Origin of the sequence: Lujinxingia vulgaris, from assembly GCF_007997015.1 — a bacterium.
Lineage (GTDB): Bacteria > Myxococcota_A > Bradymonadia > Bradymonadales > Bradymonadaceae > Lujinxingia > Lujinxingia vulgaris.
Genome location: NZ_VOSM01000001.1, coordinates 678,453 through 702,315 on the forward strand (window position 1 = coordinate 678,453; position 23,863 = coordinate 702,315).

Sequence of the window (23,863 nt, forward strand, 5' to 3'; positions counted from 1 at the left end):
ACTGCGGGTTACAACAGGGGTGGGGCCGGCCCCGCTCAGTGAGGCAGCCGGCGATACGTCGATCGCCTCAGGGGGTAGAGCCTGGTGGTGTATCGGCGGCCGGAGGGGAGATGTTCTCCCAGGAGGCCAGGATGAGGTCGACCTGAGCGATGAGCGCTTCGCTGTGCTCGTCGCTGGCAAAAGCAATGATCTGATAGCCATAGCCCTGGTGAACCAGGTAGGCGTTGATGTAGCGCACCGGGTCGCCGTGGAGCTCGCCGCGCGCAATGACCGAGAGGCCCTCGACGCCGCCCAGGCGGATCGGGCTCTGGCGGTCGATGATAAGGTTGTCGACGGAGCGGTCGAGGGTCTCCATGCCCAGGCGCTGCAGTTGGTGCACATCGGGGGTGGGGAAGGTGGGCAATTTTTGAGGGATGACCATCAAAAAGAGCGCATCGTCGAGACTTGCAGCCACCTCGGCGTGGGGGTTGATGCTCTGGGGGGGCTCCGCGATCCACTCGGCCGGAAAGGTCAGCGCATACGGCGCTCGTTCACCGGTGACTCGCCAGGCCGGCTGGGCGGCGGGCTCATTGCTGCAGCCCTCGCAACCCGTGATGCCGAGGAGCAGCGCAAACGCAAGGGTCAACAGAGTCAGCTGGCGAGGGAGGATCATCGAAGCTCTTTCCATAAGGAAGCGTGGCACCGCGCCGACGCGGCTAACACCGGGCCAACCGGCGAGTGCGCCGGCATCTTCCTGGAGGGGGATGATAAGGAGGGGGGCTGGAGCGCGGGCCCGCCTGCGGGCCCGCGCTCATGACGTTACATCAAACGTCGTAGTACATCGCGAACTCCAGCGGGGTGGGGTGGAGGTTCGCAGGATGGACTTCTTTCTCCATCTTGTAGGTGATCCAGGCCTCGATGGCGTCTTCGGTGAAGACGTCGCCGCGCAGCAGGAACTCGTGATCTTCGGCCAGCGCGACCAGCGCTTCTTCCAGGTTCGCCGGGGCGCTGGGCACCTTGGCGAGCTCTTCGGGCGGAAGGTTGTAGATGTCTTTGTCGAGCGGGGCGCCCGGATCCATCTGCTTTTCGATGCCGTCAAGGCCAGCCATCAGCATCGCGGCGAAGGCCAGATAGCCGTTGGAGGAAGCGTCCGGGGTACGGAACTCCATACGACGCGCTTTGGGGCTGGAGGCGTAGGTCGGGATACGCACCGCCGCCGAGCGGTTACGGCTGGAGTAGGCCAGACGAATCGGCGCCTCATAGCCCGGGACCAGACGCTTAAACGAGTTGGTCGTCGGGTTGGTCAGCGCGATGAGCGCGCGGGCGTGATGCAGGATGCCGGCGATGAACTGAAGGCCGGTCTCACTCATCCCGGCATACCCTTCACCGGCGAAGAGGGGCTGGCTTCCCTTCCACAGGCTCATGTGGGTGTGCATCCCCGAGCCGTTGTCTCCGTGGAGGGGCTTGGGCATAAACGTGACCGTCTTGTTGTGGCGACGCGCCACATTCTTGACCACGTACTTGAACCACTGAAGATCATCGGCCATGCGCACCAGGCTGTTGAAGCGAATGCCGATCTCGCTCTGCCCGCCGGTGGCCACCTCGTGGTGGTGCACATCGACCTCGATGCCGCAGGCCTCGAGCACCAGCGACATCTCGGTACGCAGATCGTGGAGACTGTCGTTGGGCGCGACCGGGAAGTAACCCCCCTTGTGCGCCGGCTTGTAGCCGAGGTTGGGGCCTTCGTCGCGGCCGGTGTTCCAGGCGCCTTCCACCGAGTCGACCTTGTAGAAGGAGTGCTGGGTGGCGGTGCTGTAGCGGATGTCGTCGAAGATGAAGAACTCGGCCTCGGGGCCGAAATAGGCGGTGTCGGCGATGCCGGTGGTCTTGAGGTAGTTCTCGGCCTTCTGGGCAATGTAGCGCGGATCACGGCTGTAGGGCTGGCCGGTGATGGGATCGAAGACGTTGCAGATGAAGCTGACCGTGGGCTCGCGGCAGAAAGGATCCATGCGCGCGGTGGTGTGGTCGGGGCGCACCTGCATGTCGGAGGCCTGAATCGGCTGCCAGGCACGCAGCGAGCTGCCGTCGATGCCCAGGCCCTCTTCGAAAAGATCCTCGGAGATGCGGTGGGCCGGAATCGTCAGGTGCTGCCAGGTCCCCAGAAAGTCCATGAACTTCAGGTCCGCCATCACGGCGTTGTTGTCCTTGGCGAAATCAATCGCATCTTTGATCGAATTGATGGGCGTTGCGGTGGTCATGATGATCCTTTTTCGGTTGGGTGCGCGATCAACGCAAAAGAACTCCCCAGGACATAATACGATCGCCACACAGCGCTGGGGGCGCGCGCGGCGAACATCGATTCAGGCTTACGAGAGCGCGTCCGGACCGGACTCGCCAGTGCGAATACGGATGGCCTCGTCGACGGGCAGGACAAAGATCTTGCCGTCGCCGACGTGGCCGGTTCGCGAGGCGTCGGTGATGGCCTCAATCGCGCTGTGTACAAGCTCGTCGGGAACGACCAGCTCGACTTTCACGCGGGGCACAAAATCGACGATATATTCGGCGCCGGGATAAATCGGCGCTTTTCCTCCCCCTCGCCCAAACCCTTTGACCTCCGAGACGGTCATCCCGTGGATGCCGGCCTCGTCGAGACGGTCTTTCACGTCGTCGAGTTTAAAGGGCTTAATAATGGCTTCGATCTTCTTCATAGAGACCTGTGGGGGCAGCCGTTGTTGGCGTGGCACCAAAACGCGTTACTTAGCGAATTGGCAGGAAATTATCCACCCGAATCATGCGACGGCTCAGGGGATGTAGGCACGCATTGCGGCGGGGCAAGTTCGATCTCGACGCGGTTGTGGGCTTCAAGGAGCGCGTGAGCCACGCTGGCGTAGTCCGATGCAGAGGCACGAATGCGACCGACGGACTGCCCGACACCGACGCGCTCGTCGATCGTGTCACCGGGCTGCACCCGGCAGCTCACCGCGCTTATGTGGGCCAGCTGGCGGCTGCGCCGAAGTCCGCGCACCGCCTGCACGCGCCCGGCACCCGGGTGAAGAAAGTAGACGCCCTCATAGCGGCGATGGCCGCCAGGGAAGCGCGGGATGCGCCCGGTCTCAATGTCGAGAAAGGCCTGCCAGGCATCAAAACCGTAGGCGTCTCCGATGAGCTCCATCAGCGCGCCCCCCGGAGGGCGTGCGGCGAGCTCGCCGACGATGTCGCCGCGATCCGAGGCGAAAAACTCCATGTGCGTCATGCCCTGTTCCACGCCCAGCGCCGCGATCGTCTGTCGGTTGAGCTGTGCGATGACCTCCACCCGCGCCTCTGGCAAGTCGGCGGGCACGATGTTCGCCCAGCCCGGGCGCAGGTAGCTTGTGACGTTGAGAAAGCGCACCTGGCCGCGATGCACGAAACTCTCAACGCTGAACTCGGTGCCGGGCACAAAGGCCTCGGCCAGCAACCCGGGGCGGAGCGCGGCTTCGACCTCAGCGCGGGTTTTGCAGATATGAGTTCCTCGCCCCCCGGAGCTGTCCGGCGCCTTGATGACCAGGGGGAGCCCCAGATTCTCCAGGAGGTCGTTGGCTCGCGTCGAAGCGCTGATGGTCCGGTACGTCGCGCAGGGGACGCCGGCGGCGAGGAGCGCGTCTTTCATCAGCGCTTTGTCGTGGCAGCGCCGGGCGGTGGCGACGCTCATCCCCTTGATGCCCATGCGCTCGCGGAGCAGGGCGGCAGGGACAACTGCAGATTCGCCGGAAGCGATGACCGCATCAATGGTGGAGCCGGCGGCCAGCTGGCGCGCGGCCGCCTCCCAACTCGCGATGTCGCCGTTGAGGTCGATGCTGGCCCAGGAGACCCCGCTTCGAGGGGGCTGGCGTGTACTGTCGACCAGAAAATGGGCACGCCAGCCGCGCGTCAGGGCGGCCTCATGGGCGTCGCGGCGAAAGCCGATCATCACCAGGTTCATCGCGTCTCGGGCTCGCAGGTCATGTCCTAAAGTCAGCGCAATATAGGGCCGGGCACCGCGGAAGCAAAGTCTCGCCAGGGGGCAGTAATCTCTCGGCTCCTGTGCTTGATGGCCTGTGCTCGGTGCGCAGCTTCTGCGAGCACGCCCCCCGAAACAGATGTTCACTGCAACTTAGTCCGGATTCGGTATGACCTTATTTGAAGACGCAAGTCAGGCCCTGGCCGCCGCCATCGAACGATTGAACTTGAGCGAAGACGTCATCGAACGCCTTCGTCATCCCACCGCCAGCGTGAAGATGTCGCTGCCCGTGCGCATGGACAGCGGACATCTCAAGGTGTTTCCGGCCTACCGGGTGCGCTTTAATACGGCGCTGGGGCCCGGGAAGGGCGGGCTTCGTTTTCATCCGGAGGTTGATGTCGATCACGTGCAGACGCTGGCGTTCTGGATGACGTTTAAGTGTGCGCTGCTCAATCTGCCTTTCGGCGGCGCTAAGGGAGGCGTGCGCGTCGACCCTAAAGGGCTCTCGAAGATGGAGCTTGAGCGTCTCTCCCGCGCATATATCGATGCGTTCGCCGACTTCATCGGTCCCAACCGCGATGTTCCCGCCCCGGATGTCTACACCAATGAGATGATCATGGGTTGGATGGCCGACCAGTACGCCACGATCATGAGACGCCACGTCCCGGCGGTCATCACCGGAAAGCCGCTCGCCCTGGGCGGTTCTCGCCATCGCGACAAAGCCACAGCGAGCGGTGCGTTCATGGTCATCGACGCGTTTATGGCCGAGCATGATCGCAGCCCGGAGCAGACCACCGTGGCGATTCAGGGCTTTGGCAACGCCGGCGCCGAGCTCGCAACCCAACTCTATGATGCCGGTTATAAGGTTGTGGCCGTGAGCGACTCCAAAGGAGCGGTCTGTGATCGAGAGGGGCTCGATGTGCCGGCGCTTCGCGAGTACAAGACCCACGACGAGGCCAACGGAGTCTACGATGCCTACGCGCTGCGCGATTGTGATGACACGCGCTTTGAGCGCATCAGCAACGAAGAGCTCCTGGAGCTGGACGTGGACTTTTTGATCCCCGCGGCGCTGGAGAATCAGATCACCGAGGAGAACGCCGATGCGATTCGCGCCCGCGTCATCTTTGAGGTCGCCAACGGCCCGGTGACCACACAGGCGGCGCAGATGCTGGAGGAGCGCGACATCTCCGTGCTCCCCGGCATTCTGGTCAACGCCGGCGGAGTGACGGTGAGCTACTTTGAATGGGTTCAAAATCGGCGCGGCGAGAGCTGGACTGAGGATGAGGTGGTGGAGCGCCTCGATGCCCGTATGCGTGATGCGTTTGAGCGCGTGCGAGATGCGCGCGAGGAGCACGGCACCTCCTGGCGCGTTGCCGCCTACCTGGTCGCCCTCAAACACCTCAATGAGGCGCTCCATGCGCAGGGGACCCGCGAGTATTATCAGTCGGAGCTCTGAGCCTCGCTGTTTCGTTACATGATCGCGGGCGGGGGCTCGCTCTGGTGTGCGCGTCGATCCTCCGGCGGTAGCGCCACATCGGGCCCCTGAACGTTGAGCCCAAAGGGGCGCTTGATGTCATCGCGCAACCACACACTGATGGCAAAGATCGAGAGCGGCAGCGTGATGAGAAACGCCAGGGAGAGCGCGAGCACCGAGAGCACGAACTGCCAGGCCCAGGGGCGAAGAGGCACCGCCGCTGCAATCCCGAAGGCCAGCGTCAACCCGAACATCACCGAGGTGAAAAAGATCGGATCGAAGCGCACCTGCGAGATCGCCAGTGGGATGTCGAGCGCGCCGCTCGCAACGCCCACGCCCAGCGCCGTCAACCCCAGAAAGAGCAGGGCATGGACGGCCAGATAGACGCTCACAAAGATGTAGCCGGAACGCGCCGGCGGCTGAACCCTGGTGAACCACATCGCATAACTCCGAGGTCGCGGGGGGCGAAGAGCGCACCGTGTATGCGCTGCTCTCGAAGTTAGGCGCGGGCGCGCCGCGCCAAAGTTCACGAAGGAGACGGGGTCAACGCCAGATGTTGCGCCACGCGCTCCAGAAGCTGCTCGGCGATGGCGCGATTTCGGGTGTTCGTGATCCGCACCGTGCCGTCCTCTTCGACCTCGGTCTCGCTGAGGTCGAGCCCCTCGACGATGTCTTCGTTCAGGCCGATACGAAGATCCAGCCATTGCTCAAAGGGGGAGGACGCATCGAATTGCAGGTCGATCGGCGAGCTTAAGCGCAGCCCCCGCACCGGGACATTGGCCCGGTAGGCCCGCGTTTGCCCCTCGTGGGTCAATGCGCCTTGAAGTTCCAGGGCGCCGAGCTCCACCTCGACCTGCGTGACCGCACCCCGGCGGGTCACCTTAAGCCTCTCCTGCGCTGAATCGTCAGTGTCCAGGGTCGCGTCGAGGGGGCGTGCGGAGACCACCTGCGGGCCGCCGGCGCTCTCCTGAAGAACCTCGTCGTAAGGCACAAGACGGCCGTCATCGGCGTGGCAGTGGCCGCCGTGGCATAAGGAAAAGCCCGGCGGCGGGTTGGCCGGGTCCAGCTCCTCAGATGAATCCGATGAAGTCGTCGCGCCGCCCTCACTGAGAAGGCGAATCGAGGTCACCTCCAGGGTGATAGCCTCGATATGTGGGGATGGCGAGTCGGTGAGGCCGGCGTTTTGAACGCTCACGTCGACCCAGCCCCAGGGCTCGCCATCGGTAAACGCGCATCCGGCGCTGCTCACGATGGCCAGGGCGGCGACGCCGATGAGAGCGAAGGGAAGTCGGCCTGAGAAGATGCGGGATGTCATGATGCGAGCCCTCGCAAAAAGGGAAGAGAGGTGTGGGTGGGGCGGGGTAGGATGTGGCAAGCTCAGTAGGCGTGCGCGCCGTGAGCGCCGGCGACAAGATCGAGCTGCAAAAAGACCATATGGGTGAGCGGGGATGCGCCTTCAGGTTGATGATCAAGGCCGTACTCAAGCCGAAGGCGGCTAAAATGCGTCGGGAGGTAACTCAGGCTCACAGAAGCGCGCTGGCGAGGATCTTCCCAGGTGGGGTCGAGAGGATCGTTGGCGACGCCGTGCACCCGCTCGTAGCGTGTGGCGAAGGACCAGTGAAGGTTCGGGCTGTAATAGAGATCGGTGTAGCCGCCCCAGTCCTGCAGCACGGTGCCCGTGGGCGCGTCGAGCGCTCCGGGATCCTGGCGACGGCGCACCATAACCTCGCTTTGCCACCCCAGCTCCGAGCGGCCCTGGCTGCCGGTCGTGGTCCGTTTGAGCAAAAGGTCGACCCCGTAGATGTCGGTGCGGTTGCCTCGCCCGCTGCTGTTCGGCCCGTTCACCGCGTTGAGACCGAGCAAAAGCCCGCCGCGCTGCCCGATGTCCCAGAATTGCTCCAGCCTGAAGGCGACGCTCAGGTCGGTGAGCGAGGTGATGTCGCTGTCGGACGCCAGAAAACTGCGCCCGGTCGCACCGCCGGCGATATTTTGCGCGCTGAGTGTCCAGCTCGCCAGCCAGGGAAGCGGCAACAACCCACCGACCTCTGCACCGAGCCCCCTCAAGCCCTCGCCGCCAAAGAACTTCCCGATGACCAGCGGTTGCGTGGTGAAGTTCCAGGCATGGAGGTGGGTGGGGTTGATGCGCCCGAAGTTGGTCAGAAACTGCCCGGCCCTCGCCTGCAACCCCCAGGGCAGCGCCAGGGTCGTGGCATACGCCTCCTCGACCTCCAGCCCGTAGAGAGAGAGCAGAATGTGACTGTCAAAACGCCAGTAAGGATCGATGCCGGCCGCCAGCCCCAACTCCAACCCCTGAAGATTAAATCCCGTCTGGGTGGCATCATGCCCGCCGAGCAGCGAGGGCTCCTGAGAGAACCAGGCCAGGGCAAAGTCGGCGATAAGCGAGATATCAGGATTCATCGTGGCGAGTACGCCGGCACCGGGCACCTCGGCCCGTCGCGCGGGGGGCTTCGCGGTGTCTTGCTGCGAAGTTGACGCGCCGTCTTCGCCAGAGAGCTCCGACTCCAGGCGCTCAAGCTCATCGTCGACGCCTTCATCCGACGAACCCTCGTCGGTCGGCTCCGGCGGTGGCGACGACTCCAGCTCCGCCTCCAGCGCTTCGAGCTCTGACTCAACCTCCTCTGCCGAACTCTGCGCGCTGGCGAGTCCCGGGAGGGGGAGCGTCAACGCACCCACCAGCGCCACGATCATCGAGAGCCGGGCAGGGGGGCGATGCGCCCGACAAGGGGGCGGCGAAAGCGAAGCGTGGATCATAGCGCGGGCTCGAGCATGCGTTTGGACGTTAAGACGTCGAGGGGAATGAGGCGGCGGCATCGGAGCAAGAGGAGGACGGCCCTCACAGATAGGATAACTTGCACAGATGCAAATCTATTGCAATAGGTGTCGCGAGCGTCGCATGTTCGACCGGCCCACCCGCCTCATAAACCCGCCAGGCACCGGGCAGAAAGCGCGCCTCGCCGGCTTGCACCTTTAGCATCCGGTCGCTATCTTTCGCGCGCCTGCCGGCGCTTACGCGTCGATTGAAAGGCGCACCGCCCTGTCGCAGCACCGGAGAGCGAAGCAGCCATGGAACACGACTCCCCCAAATCGAACGCCTCATCGGACCTGATCGATCGTGTTCATCACGAGCATGTGCACCTGCGCCGACTGTTTGAGGACCTCGCCGGCACCTTTGAACGCATCGGCGCCGAGCAGACCAGCGCTGAGCGCAAACGTGAGCTCATCGAGTCGGCCTCCGAAGATATGGAAGTCGCGCTCGACGACATGCTGGAGCACTTCAATCAGGAAGAAGAGATCTTTTTTGTGGAGATCGAGGAGCGTTTTCCCGTGCTCTCCGACCGCATTGAAGCGCTGGTCAAAGGGCATGAGTTGATGGGACAGCGCACCCGCTGGCTTCACGAGCAGCTGGGCAAGTCGGCCGAAGAGATCGGGCGTAACCTCACGGTGATCCTCGACGTTGTGCGCTCAATGGCCCGCATGATCGAGGAGCATACCGAAGAAGAGACCGCGCTCTTTGATGATGTACTGACCAAGATCCCGGCCGATGAGCGCCGTGCGCTCCTTGAGAAGATGCGCGAGATTTGAGCTGAGCGGGCTTTCTGCGAGGTATGAACGCGATGTCTGATGAGGTGATTGAGCTTCCTGTGCCTGAGGATGCGCCCGTGCTGGCGCGGCTTTTCCAGGAAGATATGAACGATCTGGGCGTGGAGACCACGCTCGACGATCTGGAAGCGCTCGCCAGCGAGGTGATCGCCGATGCTAACGCTGAGCCGGCGCGATGTGTCTGCTACGTGGCCCGTCTGAAAGAAGGCGAAGACGCGGTGGGTGTGGTTCTGGCGAACTTCCACTGGTCGCTGAAATTTGCCGGGCGCGCGCTCTGGATAGAGGAGCTCTATGTCACGCCAGCCGCGCGACGCCGGCGCCTGGGCCGCCGCCTGGTTGAAGAAGTTCTTGATTGGGCCGAGGCTCACGGCATCCGCGGTATTGATCTGGAAGCGTATCAGGGCAACACCCCGGCCTCGATCCTCTACCGTTCACTGGGATTTTATCGCCTCGGGCGCGAACGCTTCTACTATCGGCTCGGCCCGGCGGAGTTTCTCTAACGAAATCAGGGCGCGGTGTAGTTGACACCGCTCGGCCCCCGCAATTAGGTTTCCCCGGCTAAAGGCGTGCTCAAATTGCACACCGATTTTCGCCACCACTTGGAAAGGTCGTCAGATCATGGCAGTTGAATTCTCTGAGAAAGCGGACGCCGAGTTCAAAGAGCTCGTCTCTCGATATCCCAACACGCTGGCCGCGATGTTGCCGGTGCTGCACCTGGCGCAGCGCGAGTTTGGCTGGATTTCGGTCGAGGTGATGGACTACATCGCCGAGCGCCTTGAAGTGCACCCGACCAAGGTGCTCAACGCGGCGACCTTCTACACGATGTACAACAAGTCGCCCGTCGGGAAGTGCCACGTGCAGGTGTGCACCACGCTCTCCTGCGCCATTCGCGGCGGCTACGAGCTCATTGAACAGCTCGAAGAGAAGCTCGGCGTCAAGCTCGGGGAGACCCGCGATGACGGCGCCTACACCCTCTCTGAGGCCGAATGTCTGGCGTCGTGTGGCACCGCCCCGATGTTCCAGGTCAGCTACTCCGATGGCGAGATCGAGTACTTCGAGAACCTCGAGGACGAGGCTCGTGTCAATCAGGTCATCGAGCAGCTCAACGCGCGGCTCGCCAGCCTGCCCGATCCTCGTAAGATGCACTGAGCCGCCCGACTGCCTTGCAGCCGCCGGCACTGAGACGGAGCTCGCCGCCACCTTTAACGGTCGCCCGCGAGCCTGAAGGGAAGAGACGTCATGATGCAGGAAAAGTACCTCAGCCGTAATTTCGACATCCCCAACGCGCACACCCTGGAGGTCTTCGAGGCCAACGGGGGCTATCAGGCCATGCGCAAAGCCTTCAAAATGGACGGGGAGACGATCATCGAGGAGGTCAAAACCTCCAACCTGCGCGGCCGCGGTGGCGCCGGCTTCCCCTGTGGCATCAAGTGGAGCTTTTTGCCCAAGGAGAGCGATCTTCCCAAGTACCTGGTGGTCAACGCCGATGAGGGCGAGCCGGGCACGTTTAAGGATCGCTACCTGATGGAGCTCGATCCGCATCGTCATATCGAAGGCTGCATCATCGCCGCCTGGGCGCTGGGGATCCGTTACGGCTATATCTTTGTGCGCGGCGAGCTCCAGAGCGCGATCCGTCGCCTGGAAGGCGCGATCAAAGAGGCCTACGCCAAGGGGTACCTGGGCGAGAACATCCTGGGCACCGGCTTTGATTTTGATCTCTACGTGCACCCGGGCGCCGGCGCCTACATCTGCGGCGAAGAGACCGGCCTCATTGAGGCGCTCGAAGGCAAGAGCGGTCAGCCGCGCATGAAGCCGCCCTTTCCGGCGGTTGTCGGTGCCTTCCAGGCCCCGACCATCGTGAACAACGTCGAGACGATCTCCTCGATCCCCTGGATCATCGAGAAGGGCGGGGAGTGGTTCGCGTCGATGGGCGTCGAGAAAAACGGCGGCCCGAAGCTCTACGGTGTGTCCGGCCCGGTGGTTCGCCCCGGTGTCTACGAGGCGCCCTCGGGTGTGACTGTGCGTGAGCTTCTCGAAGATTACGCCGGCGGCATGCTCCCGGGCCACGAGCTCAAAGCGTTCATCCCCGGCGGCTCCTCCTGCGCGGTGATGACCCCCGATAAGCTCGACTCGCAGATGGGTTTTGAGACCATGCGCGAGGCCGGAAGCTCGATGGGAACGGCCTGCATCACCTTCATGGACACCGACACCTGCATGGTGCGCCTGGCGGCGCGTCTGGCGCACTTCTACCACCACGAGTCCTGTGGTCAGTGCACGCCCTGCCGCGAAGGCAGCGGCTGGGTGGCCAAGGTTCTCGACGAGATCGAGGCCGGGCGCGGGCGTATGGAAGATCTCGATCTTCTGCTCGATATGTGCGGAAACATCGAGGGCAACACCATCTGCGCGCTCGGTGACTCGATCGCCATCCCCGTGCGCAGCTACGTCCAGGTGTTCCGCGAGGAGTTTGAGCGCCACATCGAAGAGGGCTGCTGCTCCTTCCCGGCCTGGTCGAAGCGCCGCAAGGGCTCCAGCGAAGCGGCCTAATTTTGAACCCTCAAGCGCACGGTCTGGGGCTTTGACCTCGTTGAGAAAGTGCGCTATCAGACCTTCGCCTGCACCGGCCTCCAAAATGGAGGTCGACTTCGGCAGGCTCTGCCAATGCTTCGAAGTTGGCCGTCACGGGCGTACGCGTCCCGGCCTCTCGCGTGGAGTGTTTCAATGGGTTTTTGGGAACCCCTTTTCTTCTGGATGTTTGCGCTGGGGGCGCTGGTCACAAGTCTCACCGTGATTCTTGTGCGCAACCCCCTCTACAGCGCGCTTGCGCTGATCGTGGACTTCTTCTTCTTCGCCGGCCTCTACGTGCTGCTCTCGGCCCACTTCCTGGCGATCGTCCAGGTGTTGGTCTACGGCGGCGCGATTATGGTGCTCTTCCTCTTCATCATCATGCTCTTGAACCTGCGTGATGAGGAGCTTGGCGAGAACCGTTTTCAGCTGCATTTTGTGGCGGCGATCGCCAGCGGACTTGCGATCTTCTTCTTCGCGGGCGCCTCGATTCTGGCCGTCGTCAGCGACGAGAAGGTCGACCAGGGCCGCCAGGAGTATGCCCGGCAGGTGGAGCAGGCCGAGGAGGGTGAGCGCGTCGCGCGTATAACCGGCTCGGAGATCCCCGGGCTTGCCGCCGACCTCAATGAGGAGGGGCTTGAGCGCAGCTACCAGGCGCAGCTTGCGGCCTGGGAAGCCGGCCAGGGCAACCCCGCCCGGGGCAAGTACAACCGCTTTGATACCACCGTACCTTTTGAGCTTCCGCCGGCGCTCAGCGCCGAGACGCGCGAGGGTTCGGTAACCCCCGGTCGTCAGGGGCTCTACGGCACGTTCAAGCCGATCAGCATCGCGCTTGTGAACCGTTTTGTGGTCCCCTTTGAGCTGACCGCGATTCTTCTTCTGGCGGCCATCATCGGCGCCATGATCATCGCTAAACGACGCGTCGCTTAACCGACGCTTATGCGCAACCCGGGCCGCCCACGCAACGTGCGGCCCGTGACCAACCGGTTGCACGTCTTTGTGGATGGAGTGTGGGCATGTCCTGGGAACCAACCCTCGCACATTATTTGATCCTCTCGGCGGCGATCTTCTCGATCGGGATGATCGGGGTGATGGTGCGTCGTAACGCGATCATCCTTTTTATGAGCATCGAGTTGATGCTCAACGCGGTGAACCTGACCTTCATCGCCTTTAGCCGTTATCGCATCGACATGGACGGGCACATCTTTGCCTTCTTTGTCATGGCGGTGGCGGCGGCCGAGGCGGCCGTTGCCCTGGCCATTGTGCTGCATGTCTTCCGGCATAAGCGCAGCGTGAACGTCGACGAGATGCAGCAGCTTCAGTACTAGGACACGGGCCGCATGATGGATGGGCCGCTCCCCTCGATGTGAATGGAAGGGGAGGGGCCGCAGGTGCGACTCCCTGGCGATAGAATAGGCGATCATGGAACCGCTTTACTCCGATAGTTTTTATTTCCTCGGCCTGATTGTGCTGATGCCGATGCTCGGCGCGATCATCAACGGCCTTTTTGGCGCGAAGCTCCCCAAGAACCTGGTCAACTGGGTGGCCTGCGGGGCGATGGCGCTTTCCTTTGCGTTCGCGCTGGTGAGCTTCCAGGCCCTGGTCAACCAGGGCAATGGCGAGGAGGTGGGGCACCTGAGCTACACCGCCTTCCAGTGGATCTTCAGCGGGAGCCTGGGCGCCGAGATCGCGTTTTTGTTCGATCCCCTCTCGGCGGTGCTGGTGCTGATCATCACCGGCGTCGGTCTGCTGATTCACATCTACTCGACCGGCTACATGGCCGAGGACCCCTCGAAGTGGCGCTACTTCGCCTACCTCAACCTCTTTGTGTTCGCGATGCTGCTCCTTGCCCTGGGCAAGAACATGCTCGTGACCTTCATCGGTTGGGAAGGCGTGGGGATGGCCAGCTACCTGCTCATCGGCTTCTGGTACAGCGACGCCGACAAGGCCGCCGCAGGCCAGAAGGCCTTTATCGTCAACCGTGTGGGCGACTTCTTCTTCCTGCTGGGGATGTTTATCCTCTTCTTCACCGCGGGCACCTGGGATTACCTGGAGCTTGAGGCGCTGGCCACGAACACCGCCACCGCCGCTGTGCTACTCCCGATCGCGCTGCCTGTTGGCGTGCTGATCTTCCTGGGCTGCACGGGTAAGAGCGCGCAGATTCCGCTCTACGTCTGGCTCCCCGACGCGATGGCCGGTCCGACGCCGGTCAGTGCGCTGATTCACGCGGCGACGATGGTCACCGCCGGCGTCTTCTTGCTCTCGCGCATCAACTGGATCTTCACCCTCGATCCCAACCTGATGATGATCGTGGCCGTGGTCGGCTCCTTGACCGCGCTGATGGCTGCGACGATCGCGATCGTTCAGACCGACATCAAGAAGGTGCTGGCCTACTCCACCGTCTCACAGCTCGGCTTTATGTTCATGGCCGTGGGTGTGGGCTCGTTCACCGCGGCGGTCTTCCACCTGATGACCCACGCCTTCTTTAAGGCGCTGCTCTTCCTCGCGGCCGGTAGCGTGATTCACGGCATGCACCACGAGCAGGACATGCGCAAGATGGGCGGGCTTAAGAAGTACATGCCCTGGACCCACGCCGCCTTCCTGGTCGGGACGCTGGCGATTGCCGGGGTGCCGCTCTTTGCCGGCTTCTACTCCAAGGACTTCATCCTCTGGAGCGCGCTCTCCAACGTGCACGTGCTTAACGTCGCCGGCGTGCTGGAGACGGCGCAGATGGAGATGTTCACCACCACGCTCGCTCCGGCGGTTGTGGCGGCCGAGGGGCACGCGCTCGAAGTTCTCGGTGGCGCGCTCTTCATCAACTGGTTCGTCTTCATCGTCGGTGTGCTCACCGCGGGTTTGACCGCCTTCTACATGTTCCGCGCCTACTTCATGACCTTCCATGGCGAGTGCCGTGCGGATGACGAGACCAAGAGCCACATCCACGAGTCGCCCTCGGCGATGCTGGTGGCGCTGCTGGTGCTGGCCTTCCTCTCGGTGGTCGGTGGCTACATCGGCTGGCCGCACTTCATCGCGGCGGCCTTCCCGGCAGGCCTCAAGCACTATGCGCTGGGCCTTGAGCACTGGCTGGCCGAGGTCTTTGTGGTCTCGGACACCTACCGCATCATCGGCCGCTTCGGTGAGCACCCCTACCTGGCCGAAGGCCTGGCCGCGGCGACCAGCGTGATCATCGCCGGTGTGGGCATTGGCCTGGCGTACCTGATGTACGTCAAGCGCACCGACCTTCCGGGCGTGATTCACGCTCGCGTGACCAAACTTCATTACGTGCTGTCCAACAAGTACTTCGTCGATGAGGGCTACTTCGCGGCGTTTGTTCGCCCGACGTTGCTTATCGGGAAGGTGATGACCTGGTTCGACAAGAACATCATCGCCGGCCTGCTGGTGGGAGGCGCGGCGTTTATGACCCAGAACCTGGGTCGCATTTTGCGCAACCTGCAGAGCGGCAATGTGCAGCGCTACGCCACGTACATCAGCCTTGCGCTGGCGCTTGTAGTCCTGGCGATCTTCTACCCGGGCTGTCTCGCTTAAAGGCAGGCCCACGTTGGGACGTTCGAGGTAACCCTTAAGGCGCGCGCGCAGCATCGATGGCAACGCGCGTGAACCGAGCACTGGATTAGGACCGATGGTTCAATTGACGAACATCTTTAGTGCCCTGGCGGGCAACCCGCTTCTGGCCCAGGCCGCGGCGGTCAGCGAGGGAGGCATTCCCTGGCTGACGTTGACGACTTTCGGGCCGCTTCTGGGGATCCTGGCGCTGCTCTTGATCCCGCGCGATCAGGTGCAGGTGCTGCGTAACGTGGCGCTGCTCACCTCGCTGGGTGTCTTTGCGGTGAGCATCGGGATTCTGGTGCTCTTCGACCCATCGCTTCCGATGGCGGCAGGGGAGGCGTTCACCTTCCAGCTGACCGAGGGGCCCTACGAGTGGATTCCCTCCCTGGGGGTGAGCTACGCGCTGGGCATTGACGGCTTCAGCTACTGGCTGGTGCTCTTGACGACCTTCTTGATGCCGCTGGCGATCTGGTCGACCTACTCGTCGGTGCACGAGAACGTCAAAGAGTACATGATCTGCCTGCTCTTCCTTGAGGTGGGGATGATCGGTGCGCTTGTGGCCACCGACGTCTTCCTCTTCTACATCTTCTGGGAAGTGATGCTCATCCCGATGTACTTCATCATCGGCGTGTGGGGTGGGGCGGATCGCGTGAAAGCGGCCGCGACCTTCTTCATCTACACGATGCTGGGCTCGATCCTGATGCTGCTCGCCATCATGTACGTCTACTTCCAGGCGGGCGTGCAGACCGGGACCTTCTCCTTCCTTTACACCGACATCCTGGCGGCGGACTTCAGCGCCACCGAGCAGTTCTGGCTCTTTGCGGCCTTCTTCCTGGCGTTCGCGATTAAGGTCCCGCTCTTCCCCTTCCACACCTGGCTGCCGCTGGCGCACGTTCAGGCGCCGACTGCCGGTTCTGTGATCCTGGCGGCGGTGATGCTGAAGATGGGTACCTACGGGATCCTGCGCTACGCCTTCCCGCTCTTCCCCGATGCGCTCAAGACCTTTGCGCCCTATATCGCGGTGTTGTCGGTGATCGGCATCATCTACGGGGCGATCGTGGCCCTGGTGCAGGATGATGTGAAGAAGCTCGTGGCCTACTCCTCAGTCAGCCACCTCGGCTTCTGTGTGCTGGGCCTTGTGGCCATGACGCCCCAGGGCATCAGCGGGGCGATGTACGTGATGCTCGCCCACGGTATCGCCACCGGCGGACTCTTCCTCTGCGTGGGCGTGCTTTATGAGCGTCGTCACTCGCGCCAGATCGCCGACTTCGGCGGGGTGGCCAGCGTGATGCCGATGTTCGCGACCTTCTTCATGATCATCACGTTTGCCTCGGCCGGTCTGCCCGGTCTCAACGGCTTCGTCGGTGAGTTCCTGAGCATTATGGGCACCTCGCAGAGCCACTTCCTTTGGTTTGAGTCGCCCTTTGGTTTCATCAAGCCGGAGAACGCCGGCTCGGGCTACGGGGTCTACGAGCTCTCGGCCATGACCGATGTGGCGATTGGCTCGGCGCGTCAGGCCGGCCCGGAGATCACGGCCTTTGTCTTCACGATCTTTGCGACCTCCGGCGTCATCCTGGGCGCGGCCTACCTGCTGTGGATGTTCAAGCGGGTGATGTTCGGCTCGGTGGTTCACGATGAGATCCGCACGATGCCCCGCCTGAGCGCCCGCGAGATTGGCGTGCTCGTGCCGATCGTGCTGATGGCCATCTTCATGGGCGTCTTCCCCAAATTCTTCCTGAGCCGGATGGATCCCTCGATTCATCAGTTTTTGACCTACATGGACCAGAACGTCACCGAGGCGAACACCGTGGTGGTCGAGCCTCTTGACCCGAGCTGGGTCCCGCAGGGCTCGATGATCGACCTGGCCAAAGAGCGTAACGAGCGCTGAGACCTTCAAGCGCCCGGACGTTAACTCGGCGTGTGTTTCTGCGCCGTAGCTGCTGAGACGGATGTAATGACCATGCAATTGCTCTCCACATTGAACACGCTCGCGATGCTCACACCGCCCCAGGGCGCGGAGTTCGCCGCGATCGTCCCCGGGATGATCGTCACGCTTGTGGCGTTGGCGTTCATTCTCATCGACGTATTTCACCGCAAGGGGACGCCGCGCGACTACCTGGCCTACTTCTCGGTCATCGGTCTGGGCGTGGGCGCCGCGAGCAGCTGGTACCTGTGGGACGGCACCCTGGAGGCTCCGACCTTCTTCGGGATGCTCTACCTGGACCGCTTCGCGCTCTTCTTCAGCGCGTTGGCCTGTGTGAGCGGCGCGCTGGCGATCCTCTGCTCGCCAGCGGTCCTGCGCAGCCACCGGATGGACCGCGGGGAGTATTACCTGCTGGTGCTCTTCAGCGTGGCGGGCATGATCTTTATGGCGGCGTCGGCCGACCTGCTCAGCCTCTTCATCGCCTTTGAGATCATGTCGATCCCGATCTACGTGCTCGCCGGCTTCCTGCGCGAAGATTCGCGCAGCGCCGAGGCCTCGATGAAGTACTTCGTGCTGGGTGCCTTCTCGGCGGCGTTGATGCTCTACGGCATCGCGCTGATCTACGGCGCCACCGGCACGACCAACCTGGAGATGATCGCCCAGAACCTCTACTACCTCGAAGGTGGTGAGGGGCAGCACGCGGGCTTTGGTCTGGCGATGCTCGGTGTGCTCCTGATCTTCAGCGGTTTTGCGTTTAAGGTCGCCGCGGTTCCCTTCCACATCTGGACGCCCGACGTTTACACCGGCAGCCCCACGCCTGTGGTCGGTTTCATGGCGACGGCGGTCAAGGCGATCGCGTTCGCCGGCCTGATGCGCGTCTTCGCGGTGGCCTTCCCGCTCGATGTGCTGCGTGGCGGCTTCTTCGGCTACGGCTGGATTGACATCGCGTTTGCGCTGGCGGCCTTCTCGATGGTGCTCGGCAACGTGGTGGCGCTTGTGCAGAACAACGTCAAGCGCATGCTGGCCTACTCCTCGATCGCTCACGCTGGCTACCTGCTGCTGGGCTTTACGGCGGCCAACGCCCACCCGCGCTTTTTCCTGCACAACGACGCCATCCTCTTTTACCTGGTGTCCTACACCTTCGGCACGATCGGGTCCTTTGCGGTGCTCTCCTACTTCAGCCGCCGCGGTGAGTCGGTGGAGACCTTCGAAGACCTGGGTCAGCTGGGCATCAAGTACCCGATGATGGGTCTTGTGATGGGCATCAGCATCTTCTCGGCAGCGGGCATCCCGCCCACAGCTGGCTTCCTGGGCAAGTTCTACATCTTCCGCTCGGCGATCGATGTGGGTATGCAAACCGATGAGTTCTCCTTCATCGGGCTTGCCATCCTGGGCGTGCTCAGCAGCGTGGCCGGCGTGTATTACTACCTGAAGGTGCTCATCTACATGTACATGAAGCCCGAGAAGCGCGCGTTCCGCCCGCTGGAGCACACCGGTCCGAAGGTGGCGATGGTGGTCTGTGCGGCGATGACCCTGTACCTGGGCATCTTCCCGGCGCGCGCCATCGAGATCACCCAGGAGTCCATCCTCGACTTCCAGGGCGTCTCCTCGGCGGTGCAGGCCACGCTCGACCTTGGTCAGCAAGCGCTGGACGCCCGGCAGGCCGCCGAGTAAGGCGCTCGCGATAGACCTTGGGCCCGCCCGTCGCGGACCGGGGTCACGCACACATTTTGAGTCATAAAAAAGCCCCGGAGCCTCAACGGCTCCGGGGCTTTTTTATGTTCTCGGGTCCGGTCCGCGCCGGTGCGCGCAGAGGTTCAGACCGCCGGCAGCGAGAAGCGCAGCGCGACCTTTTCGCCAAGCACCAGCGTATCGCCTTCGTTGAGGCGCCGGCGATCGCCGGGCTCCAACAACTCGTCGTTGTACTGGGTTCCCGACGCGGCGAGGTTGCAGACGATGTAGTTCTTGTTCTGACGGTAGATCGCCACCTGGCGGCGCGACACCGCCTCGCCAGCGTGCTCACTCAGGTCGATGTGCGGGGTGTGCTCACGCTCAGCATCGGCGCGGCCTACCACCAGCGCGTCGAGCTCCACGGCGTAGGTCTCCAGCGCCTTCTGGTCGCGGAAAAGCGTCAGCAGGGCGGGCTCCTCATAGGGGCCGGGCACCGGCAGAGGTTGAACTTCGGGGCGCTCGCGCGGGGTGGTGCGCTGCGGCTCGAGTTTTGCCGCCGGGGTCTGCTCGAACTCGACCTCTGGTTCGCTGGCGAGCATGTCGGGGACGTCGCCCAGGTCGTCTTCGGCGCCCTCAAAGAGCGGGTCATCCTCGCTGTCGATGGGCTCCACATCCAGTGCTCCGAACTCGGCGAGATCTTCGGAATGTTCGCCCACCGCGGCCTCGACGGCGACCTCGGGGTAGTCGAGCGATGCATCGGCACCGGGCGGGGTCGGGGGCTCCTGGGAGGCGTCGCTGACTTCCACGAGGTCGTAGCCCTCGCCATCGAAGTACTGGTCCTCCTCGTCCGGGTCGCCATAGCCCTGGTCGAGATCGTCGTACCCATCCTCGGCGTCGAGGGGCTCAACCGGGATCTCGGCCAGCTCGAAGTCGTCGTCGGCTTCGTAGCCCTGCTCAGCGTCAACCTCCTCAGGGGCCTCGTCGAAGGCAAAGGGATCGTCGTCGGGGGCCGGCGCCGCCGCGCTCAGGTCGGCACCGCAGCTCTCGCAATACGCTTCGCTGGCGTAGTGGGCAGTCTGACATTGGGGGCAGATGATGGCGTCGGACATGAACTCCTCCAGGGGATGGTTCCAGACGTTGGGTGCGGCCGAGAGCCGGCCTCGATGCGCATAGTCTACTCTACGACCGGCCCGCGCGCCTAGGCCTGTGCGTGACGCCGCAAGCGAAGGGCGTAGGCCTTGCGCACCGGCGCGCAGCCGGTAGAATCCGCCGCCGAAGCTGCCCGCGAGCAGATCGTTGTCAAACCTGCACCCTGAGAGCCCCACCATGAGCGCTGCGCCCCTTGAAACCCCTGAGCCCCCCCGCGTCAGCCGCCCGGTGATGAAGCTTGTGGAGCGCGCCGTGCGCGACTTCGCGCTGGTGGAGCCCGGCGACCACGTGGCCGTAGGCATCTCCGGCGGCAAAGACTCGCTTCTGCTCGCAGCCGCCATGCTGGAGCTCGCCGCGCGCGAGGATATGGGCTTTAAGGTCACCTTGATTCACCTCGACCAGAACCAGCCCGGCTTTGACCGCGAGGGCCTCAACGCCGCGATGGCGCGCCTGGGCGCGCCGCTCGAAGTGATCGACCGCGACACCCACTCGGTGGTGCAGAAGATGCTCAAACCCGGGCAGATCCCCTGTGCCATCTGCGGGCGAATGCGCCGCGGCATCCTCAACGCGTACTGCGCGGAGCAGGGCTACACCAAACTCGCGATGGGGCATCACCTCGATGATGCCGTGGAGACGTATTTCTTAAATCTGCTCTTTGGCAGCCGCCTCGACCCGCTCAAGCCCGCCACGCCGGCGTCGACCCATCCGGTCACGACGATTCGGCCGCTGATTCTCGTCGAGGAGCGAAAGATTGAAGCCTGGGTCGACGAGGTCGGGTTGATGCCGGTGGCTTGCCCGGTCTGCGACAGCTTCCCGCAGTCGAGCCGCCGCGACGTCAAGGCCTTCTGGCAGGGATTTTCCGAGCTCGCCCACCGCGATGTGTACGCCTCGGTGCGTGAGGCCCTCTATGGCGACCCGGCGGTCTTCAGTGACGTTTCGGTTGAGAGTGCCTGAACGAAAAAAAACGCCGCGTTTCGCGGCGTTTTTTTGTGGCGGATGATGTCCTGTTGGGCAGGGCGCCTCAGTAAGGGGACTGGTCGACCAGCACCTCGCGCGGCTTATACCCGTCGGATTCTCCGACGATGCCCTCGATCTCCATAATATCGACCATGCGGGCGGCGCGGTTGTAGCCCACGCGCAGCTTGCGCTGGAGCATCGAGATGGAGGCCTGTTTCGATTCGACGACCAGGCGCACAGCCTCCTCGTAGAACTCGTCTTTATCCTCGTCGGCCACCGCGCTCTCATCATCCTCACCATCTTCGGCGAGGATCGATTCATCGTAGTTGGGCTCGCCCTGGACCTTGAGGAACTCGACCATCTTGTCGATCTCCTTCTCCGAGACGTAGGCGCCGTGGGTACGCTGCAAAAAGCTCGTGCCCGGCGGCACAAAGAGCATGTCACCGTTACCCAGCAGGTTCTCGGCGCCGTTGGCGTCGAGGATAACCCGGCTGTCGGTCTTGCTGGTCACGCGCAGCGCCAGACGGGTGGGGAAGTTGGCCTTAATAAGGCCGGTGATGACGTCGGTGGAGGGGCGCTGGGTGGCCAGGATCAGGTGGATGCCGGCGGCACGTGCCTTCTGGGCCAGGCGCGCCACGGCGGTCTCCACGTCTTTGGAGGCGGTCATCATCAGGTCGGCGAACTCGTCGATGATCACGATGATGAAGGGCAGGTGTTTGTGCTCCGGGTCGCCTTTGTGGTCGATGCCTAAGGAACGCAGCGCCTCGGAGTCTTCCAGGCCGTTGAGCTGGTCGAGCTCGGCCTGTTTGGTGAGCTTTTTGATCTTGTCGTTGTAGCCGGTGACGTTGCGCACGCCCATATCGGCCAGGGCCTGGTAGCGACGCTCCATCTCCTGGACCGTCCAGTTGAGCGCGACAGTGGCCTGCTTGGGGTCGGTCACAACCGGCAGGAGCAGGTGCGGGATGTCGGCGTAGATGCTGAACTCGAGCATCTTCGGGTCGACCATGATCATGCGCACATCGTCGGGGGTGTGCTTGTAGAGCAGGCTGCAGACCATGGTGTTGACCGCCACCGACTTACCCGCGCCGGTGGCACCGGCGACGAGCAGGTGGGGCATCCTCGCCAGGTCGGCGATAACAGGCCCGCCCTCGGTGTCTTTGCCCAGGGCCAGCGGCAGCTGCATCTTCTTATTATCGGCAAAGGCTTCATCGGCGATGATCTCTTTGAGGTAGACCATCTCGCGGGAGGGGTTGGGCACCTCAATGCCCACCACACCCTTGCCGGGGATGGGCGCCACGATACGCACGCTGTGCGCGGCCAGCGCCATGGCCAGGTCATCCGAGAGGTTGGCGATCTTCGAGAGCTTGACGCCGGGAGCCGGGCTGAACTCGAACATCGTAATGACCGGACCGGGGCAGATCTCCACCACGGTGCCCTCGACCTTGAAGTCGGCCAGAGTCTTTTCGATCTGGGCGGCCATATCGCGCAGGGCGTCGGAGTCGACGGCGACCTCCTCGCCACGGTCAAAGTTCAAGAAACTGATGGGCGGAAGCTCGTAATTGCCCTTTTTCTGGGGCTTGAAGAGCAGGCCGCCGTTGTCGTCGCTCTCGAGCATCTGCTGGCGCTCGCGGGCTTTGCGGGTGGCCTCGCTCTCGACGATCTGCGGGCCGAAGTCGCCTTTGACCGGGGCGCTGGCCTCGCGCTCCGAGCGCATGTCGATGACCTGGGTGTCGCTGACCTCGATGGCCTCCTCGGAGGGGCCGGCCTCATCGAGCCCGGCGATCGGAATCGGCTCGGCTTTGATGTCGGCGTCGGTCGCAAGCTCGCCCATCTCCCAGCCCTCGTCGTTGGCGACGGGGTTGGAGGGGGCATCTTTTTTGGCGTCGCTTTTCTTGTTCTTTTTCTCGCTCTTTTTCTCGGAAGAGGTCTTCGCGGGAGCCTCGTCGCTGGCCTCATCGGAGGAGGCCGGAGCGTCGTCGGCGAGCTCGGCGTTGCGCAGGCGCGGGCCAAAGAGACGCGCCAGGCGACCGGCGACCTTGCGCTCGACCTCCTCGTCGAGGCTCTCCTCGAAGTCGTAATTGCGCGTGGTTTTGCCCAGGACGGCGCGCTCCGCTTCCAGGCGTGCTTCTTCGGCGATGGTGAGCTCTTCGCCGGCGAGCAGGCGGTCGCGTTCTTCCTGGTAGCGCTGCTTGAACTCGCGGCGCACCGCGCGGCGGTGGCGCATCCAGGCCATAAAGCGGTGAATCTGGGCGGCGAACCAGCGCGCGACCGCGCCCGGGCTCATGTCGGTGACAAGCACCGCACCGATAAGAAACGCGCTGCCCGCCAGAATAGCCGTTCCCACCGTGCCCACCGCGCCGCGCATCAACTCGCCGCCGAAGGCGCCGATCCAGCCGCCGGGCTCATGGCCGAGCACGAGATAGCCGCTTAGCGCCAGGTGCCCGAGCACCGTGCCCGAGAGCACGAAGAGCAGCTGTCCGATGATCTCGCCAGGGCGCGCTTCAATGTCGCGGCCCAGCAGCATGGAGATGCCGAAGTACCAGAGCAGGGCGTTGATGAAGAAGGCACCGAGCCCGAAGATCGTCAGCAGCACATCGCCCACCCAGACGCCGAAGGGGCCAATCAGGTTAGTGGGCGCAGCTTCGCCACGGGCGAGGTCGGCCGGGTTGAAGCTGGCGATGGAGAGAAGAAAGACCAGCGCCAACGCCAGGAGCACCACCCCGCTGAGCTCACGCTGCAGCGCAAAGGAGGTGCCGTTGACCCGGGGGGCCGCTTTGGCCTTGCTGCTCGAGGAGCGGGAGGTCGACTTTTTCTTCGAGGATTTTGAGGATGAAGATGCAGCGCTCTTGGCCGCCATGACTGCCCTCCGTGGCAATGCATTGGGGTCGCAGAGCTTGCGTTTTGCGCCGAGTGGGCCCTGGCGAGCGACGCGCTTCCGTGCGCGTGACCCGCACCCACGCGATTGAACAGGGCGCGCAAG

The 23,863-nt window shown here is 63.4% G+C and carries 20 protein-coding genes; 11 read left to right on the forward strand and 9 right to left on the reverse strand.

What is annotated here, in order from left to right; genetic code table 11:
* Nucleotides 1-67: 67 nt before the first annotated feature.
* The 4 genes from FRC98_RS02730 to FRC98_RS02745 all read right to left on the reverse strand — a co-directional run bounded on the left by FRC98_RS02730 (nucleotide 68) and on the right by FRC98_RS02745 (nucleotide 3,940).
* Complete coding sequence (locus tag FRC98_RS02730) at nucleotides 68-652, reverse strand: hypothetical protein (protein WP_146979760.1); 585 nt, start codon at nucleotides 650-652, stop codon at nucleotides 68-70.
* A gap of 151 nt (nucleotides 653-803) precedes the next feature.
* Nucleotides 804-2,237, reverse strand: coding sequence for a type I glutamate--ammonia ligase (gene glnA, locus FRC98_RS02735; RefSeq protein ID WP_146979761.1), 1,434 nt, complete (start codon nucleotides 2,235-2,237; stop codon nucleotides 804-806).
* 108 nt (nucleotides 2,238-2,345) lie between these two features.
* Nucleotides 2,346-2,687 (reverse strand): P-II family nitrogen regulator, encoded by a 342-nt coding sequence (locus tag FRC98_RS02740; protein ID WP_115603038.1) that lies wholly within the window; start codon nucleotides 2,685-2,687, stop codon nucleotides 2,346-2,348.
* A 68-nt stretch (nucleotides 2,688-2,755) separates the two neighbouring features.
* The gene (locus tag FRC98_RS02745) at nucleotides 2,756-3,940 is read right to left on the reverse strand and encodes an ATP-grasp domain-containing protein (protein WP_146979762.1); all 1,185 of its coding nucleotides are present in this window, start codon (nucleotides 3,938-3,940) and stop codon (nucleotides 2,756-2,758) included.
* A gap of 187 nt (nucleotides 3,941-4,127) precedes the next feature.
* Between FRC98_RS02745 and FRC98_RS02750 the strand changes: the two genes are divergently transcribed.
* Nucleotides 4,128-5,414, forward strand: coding sequence for a Glu/Leu/Phe/Val family dehydrogenase (locus tag FRC98_RS02750; protein ID WP_146979763.1), 1,287 nt, complete (start codon nucleotides 4,128-4,130; stop codon nucleotides 5,412-5,414).
* 14 nt (nucleotides 5,415-5,428) lie between these two features.
* Here the strand turns inward: FRC98_RS02750 and FRC98_RS02755 are convergent, their stop codons facing one another.
* The 3 genes from FRC98_RS02755 to FRC98_RS02765 form a co-directional block, all read right to left on the reverse strand.
* Nucleotides 5,429-5,872 carry a hypothetical protein gene (locus tag FRC98_RS02755; RefSeq protein ID WP_146979764.1) on the reverse strand — a complete coding sequence of 148 codons (444 nt, stop codon included), beginning with the start codon at nucleotides 5,870-5,872 and terminating at the stop codon, nucleotides 5,429-5,431.
* Nucleotides 5,873-5,958: 86 nt separating this feature from the next.
* Nucleotides 5,959-6,747, reverse strand: coding sequence for a hypothetical protein (locus FRC98_RS02760; protein WP_146979765.1), 789 nt, complete (start codon nucleotides 6,745-6,747; stop codon nucleotides 5,959-5,961).
* Nucleotides 6,748-6,809: 62 nt separating this feature from the next.
* Complete coding sequence (locus tag FRC98_RS02765; RefSeq protein WP_146979766.1) at nucleotides 6,810-8,204, reverse strand: zinc-regulated TonB-dependent outer membrane receptor; 1,395 nt, start codon at nucleotides 8,202-8,204, stop codon at nucleotides 6,810-6,812.
* 312 nt (nucleotides 8,205-8,516) lie between these two features.
* Here FRC98_RS02765 and FRC98_RS02770 point away from each other — a divergent pair, with 312 nt between their 5' ends.
* The 9 genes from FRC98_RS02770 (at nucleotide 8,517) to FRC98_RS02810 (ending at nucleotide 18,780) form a co-directional block, all read left to right on the forward strand.
* The gene (locus FRC98_RS02770) at nucleotides 8,517-9,035 is read left to right on the forward strand and encodes a hemerythrin domain-containing protein (protein WP_146979767.1); all 519 of its coding nucleotides are present in this window, start codon (nucleotides 8,517-8,519) and stop codon (nucleotides 9,033-9,035) included.
* 32 nt (nucleotides 9,036-9,067) lie between these two features.
* A complete protein-coding gene (locus tag FRC98_RS02775; RefSeq protein ID WP_230467203.1) occupies nucleotides 9,068-9,553 on the forward strand; it encodes a GNAT family N-acetyltransferase in 486 nt (161 codons plus the stop codon).
* Between the two features lie 118 nt (nucleotides 9,554-9,671).
* Nucleotides 9,672-10,202 (forward strand): NADH-quinone oxidoreductase subunit NuoE family protein, encoded by a 531-nt coding sequence (locus FRC98_RS02780; protein ID WP_146979769.1) that lies wholly within the window; start codon nucleotides 9,672-9,674, stop codon nucleotides 10,200-10,202.
* Between the two features lie 93 nt (nucleotides 10,203-10,295).
* Nucleotides 10,296-11,597 carry an NADH-quinone oxidoreductase subunit NuoF gene (gene nuoF, locus FRC98_RS02785; RefSeq protein WP_146979956.1) on the forward strand — a complete coding sequence of 434 codons (1,302 nt, stop codon included), beginning with the start codon at nucleotides 10,296-10,298 and terminating at the stop codon, nucleotides 11,595-11,597.
* A gap of 174 nt (nucleotides 11,598-11,771) precedes the next feature.
* Nucleotides 11,772-12,545: an NADH-quinone oxidoreductase subunit J family protein gene (locus tag FRC98_RS02790; RefSeq protein ID WP_230467205.1), complete on the forward strand. Its 774-nt coding sequence runs from the start codon at nucleotides 11,772-11,774 to the stop codon at nucleotides 12,543-12,545.
* An 86-nt stretch (nucleotides 12,546-12,631) separates the two neighbouring features.
* Nucleotides 12,632-12,943, forward strand: a complete 312-nt coding sequence (gene nuoK / locus FRC98_RS02795) for an NADH-quinone oxidoreductase subunit NuoK (protein WP_115603029.1) — start codon at nucleotides 12,632-12,634, stop codon at nucleotides 12,941-12,943.
* Nucleotides 12,944-13,037: 94 nt separating this feature from the next.
* The gene (nuoL, locus tag FRC98_RS02800; RefSeq protein WP_146979771.1) at nucleotides 13,038-15,161 is read left to right on the forward strand and encodes an NADH-quinone oxidoreductase subunit L; all 2,124 of its coding nucleotides are present in this window, start codon (nucleotides 13,038-13,040) and stop codon (nucleotides 15,159-15,161) included.
* A 94-nt stretch (nucleotides 15,162-15,255) separates the two neighbouring features.
* On the forward strand, nucleotides 15,256-17,070 hold the full coding sequence (locus FRC98_RS02805) for a complex I subunit 4 family protein (protein WP_146979772.1): 1,815 nt from the start codon (nucleotides 15,256-15,258) through the stop codon (nucleotides 17,068-17,070).
* Between the two features lie 66 nt (nucleotides 17,071-17,136).
* Nucleotides 17,137-18,780 carry an NADH-quinone oxidoreductase subunit N gene (locus tag FRC98_RS02810; RefSeq protein WP_146979773.1) on the forward strand — a complete coding sequence of 548 codons (1,644 nt, stop codon included), beginning with the start codon at nucleotides 17,137-17,139 and terminating at the stop codon, nucleotides 18,778-18,780.
* Between the two features lie 143 nt (nucleotides 18,781-18,923).
* On the opposite strand, the gene FRC98_RS02815 is transcribed toward FRC98_RS02810, so the two are convergent.
* The gene (locus FRC98_RS02815; RefSeq protein WP_146979774.1) at nucleotides 18,924-19,886 is read right to left on the reverse strand and encodes an FHA domain-containing protein; all 963 of its coding nucleotides are present in this window, start codon (nucleotides 19,884-19,886) and stop codon (nucleotides 18,924-18,926) included.
* Between the two features lie 217 nt (nucleotides 19,887-20,103).
* Between FRC98_RS02815 and FRC98_RS02820 the strand changes: the two genes are divergently transcribed.
* A complete protein-coding gene (locus tag FRC98_RS02820; RefSeq protein WP_146979775.1) occupies nucleotides 20,104-20,880 on the forward strand; it encodes a tRNA 2-thiocytidine biosynthesis TtcA family protein in 777 nt (258 codons plus the stop codon).
* A gap of 67 nt (nucleotides 20,881-20,947) precedes the next feature.
* On the opposite strand, the gene FRC98_RS02825 is transcribed toward FRC98_RS02820, so the two are convergent.
* Entirely contained in the window at nucleotides 20,948-23,740 is a 2,793-nt protein-coding gene (locus FRC98_RS02825; protein ID WP_230467206.1) for a DNA translocase FtsK, read from the reverse strand.
* Nucleotides 23,741-23,863: the final 123 nt, after the last annotated feature.

Bases quoted from the DNA above. Each gene is read 5' to 3' on its own strand.
- FRC98_RS02825 (WP_230467206.1), bottom strand. From the start codon at position 23,740: ATGGCGGCCAAGAGCGCTGCATCTTCATCCTCAAAATCCTCGAAGAAA.
- FRC98_RS02770 (WP_146979767.1), top strand. From the start codon at position 8,517: ATGGAACACGACTCCCCCAAATCGAACGCCTCATCGGACCTGATCGAT.
- FRC98_RS02820 (WP_146979775.1), top strand. From the start codon at position 20,104: ATGAGCGCTGCGCCCCTTGAAACCCCTGAGCCCCCCCGCGTCAGCCGC.
- FRC98_RS02755 (WP_146979764.1), bottom strand. From the start codon at position 5,872: ATGTGGTTCACCAGGGTTCAGCCGCCGGCGCGTTCCGGCTACATCTTT.
- FRC98_RS02745 (WP_146979762.1), bottom strand. From the start codon at position 3,940: ATGAACCTGGTGATGATCGGCTTTCGCCGCGACGCCCATGAGGCCGCC.
- FRC98_RS02760 (WP_146979765.1), bottom strand. From the start codon at position 6,747: ATGACATCCCGCATCTTCTCAGGCCGACTTCCCTTCGCTCTCATCGGC.
- FRC98_RS02780 (WP_146979769.1), top strand. From the start codon at position 9,672: ATGGCAGTTGAATTCTCTGAGAAAGCGGACGCCGAGTTCAAAGAGCTC.
- FRC98_RS02740 (WP_115603038.1), bottom strand. From the start codon at position 2,687: ATGAAGAAGATCGAAGCCATTATTAAGCCCTTTAAACTCGACGACGTG.
- FRC98_RS02790 (WP_230467205.1), top strand. From the start codon at position 11,772: ATGGGTTTTTGGGAACCCCTTTTCTTCTGGATGTTTGCGCTGGGGGCG.
- FRC98_RS02775 (WP_230467203.1), top strand. From the start codon at position 9,068: ATGTCTGATGAGGTGATTGAGCTTCCTGTGCCTGAGGATGCGCCCGTG.
- FRC98_RS02765 (WP_146979766.1), bottom strand. From the start codon at position 8,204: ATGATCCACGCTTCGCTTTCGCCGCCCCCTTGTCGGGCGCATCGCCCC.
- nuoK (WP_115603029.1), top strand. From the start codon at position 12,632: ATGTCCTGGGAACCAACCCTCGCACATTATTTGATCCTCTCGGCGGCG.
- nuoL (WP_146979771.1), top strand. From the start codon at position 13,038: ATGGAACCGCTTTACTCCGATAGTTTTTATTTCCTCGGCCTGATTGTG.
- FRC98_RS02750 (WP_146979763.1), top strand. From the start codon at position 4,128: ATGACCTTATTTGAAGACGCAAGTCAGGCCCTGGCCGCCGCCATCGAA.
- FRC98_RS02810 (WP_146979773.1), top strand. From the start codon at position 17,137: ATGACCATGCAATTGCTCTCCACATTGAACACGCTCGCGATGCTCACA.
- glnA (WP_146979761.1), bottom strand. From the start codon at position 2,237: ATGACCACCGCAACGCCCATCAATTCGATCAAAGATGCGATTGATTTC.
- FRC98_RS02805 (WP_146979772.1), top strand. From the start codon at position 15,256: ATGGTTCAATTGACGAACATCTTTAGTGCCCTGGCGGGCAACCCGCTT.
- FRC98_RS02730 (WP_146979760.1), bottom strand. From the start codon at position 652: ATGATCCTCCCTCGCCAGCTGACTCTGTTGACCCTTGCGTTTGCGCTG.
- nuoF (WP_146979956.1), top strand. From the start codon at position 10,296: ATGCAGGAAAAGTACCTCAGCCGTAATTTCGACATCCCCAACGCGCAC.
- FRC98_RS02815 (WP_146979774.1), bottom strand. From the start codon at position 19,886: ATGTCCGACGCCATCATCTGCCCCCAATGTCAGACTGCCCACTACGCC.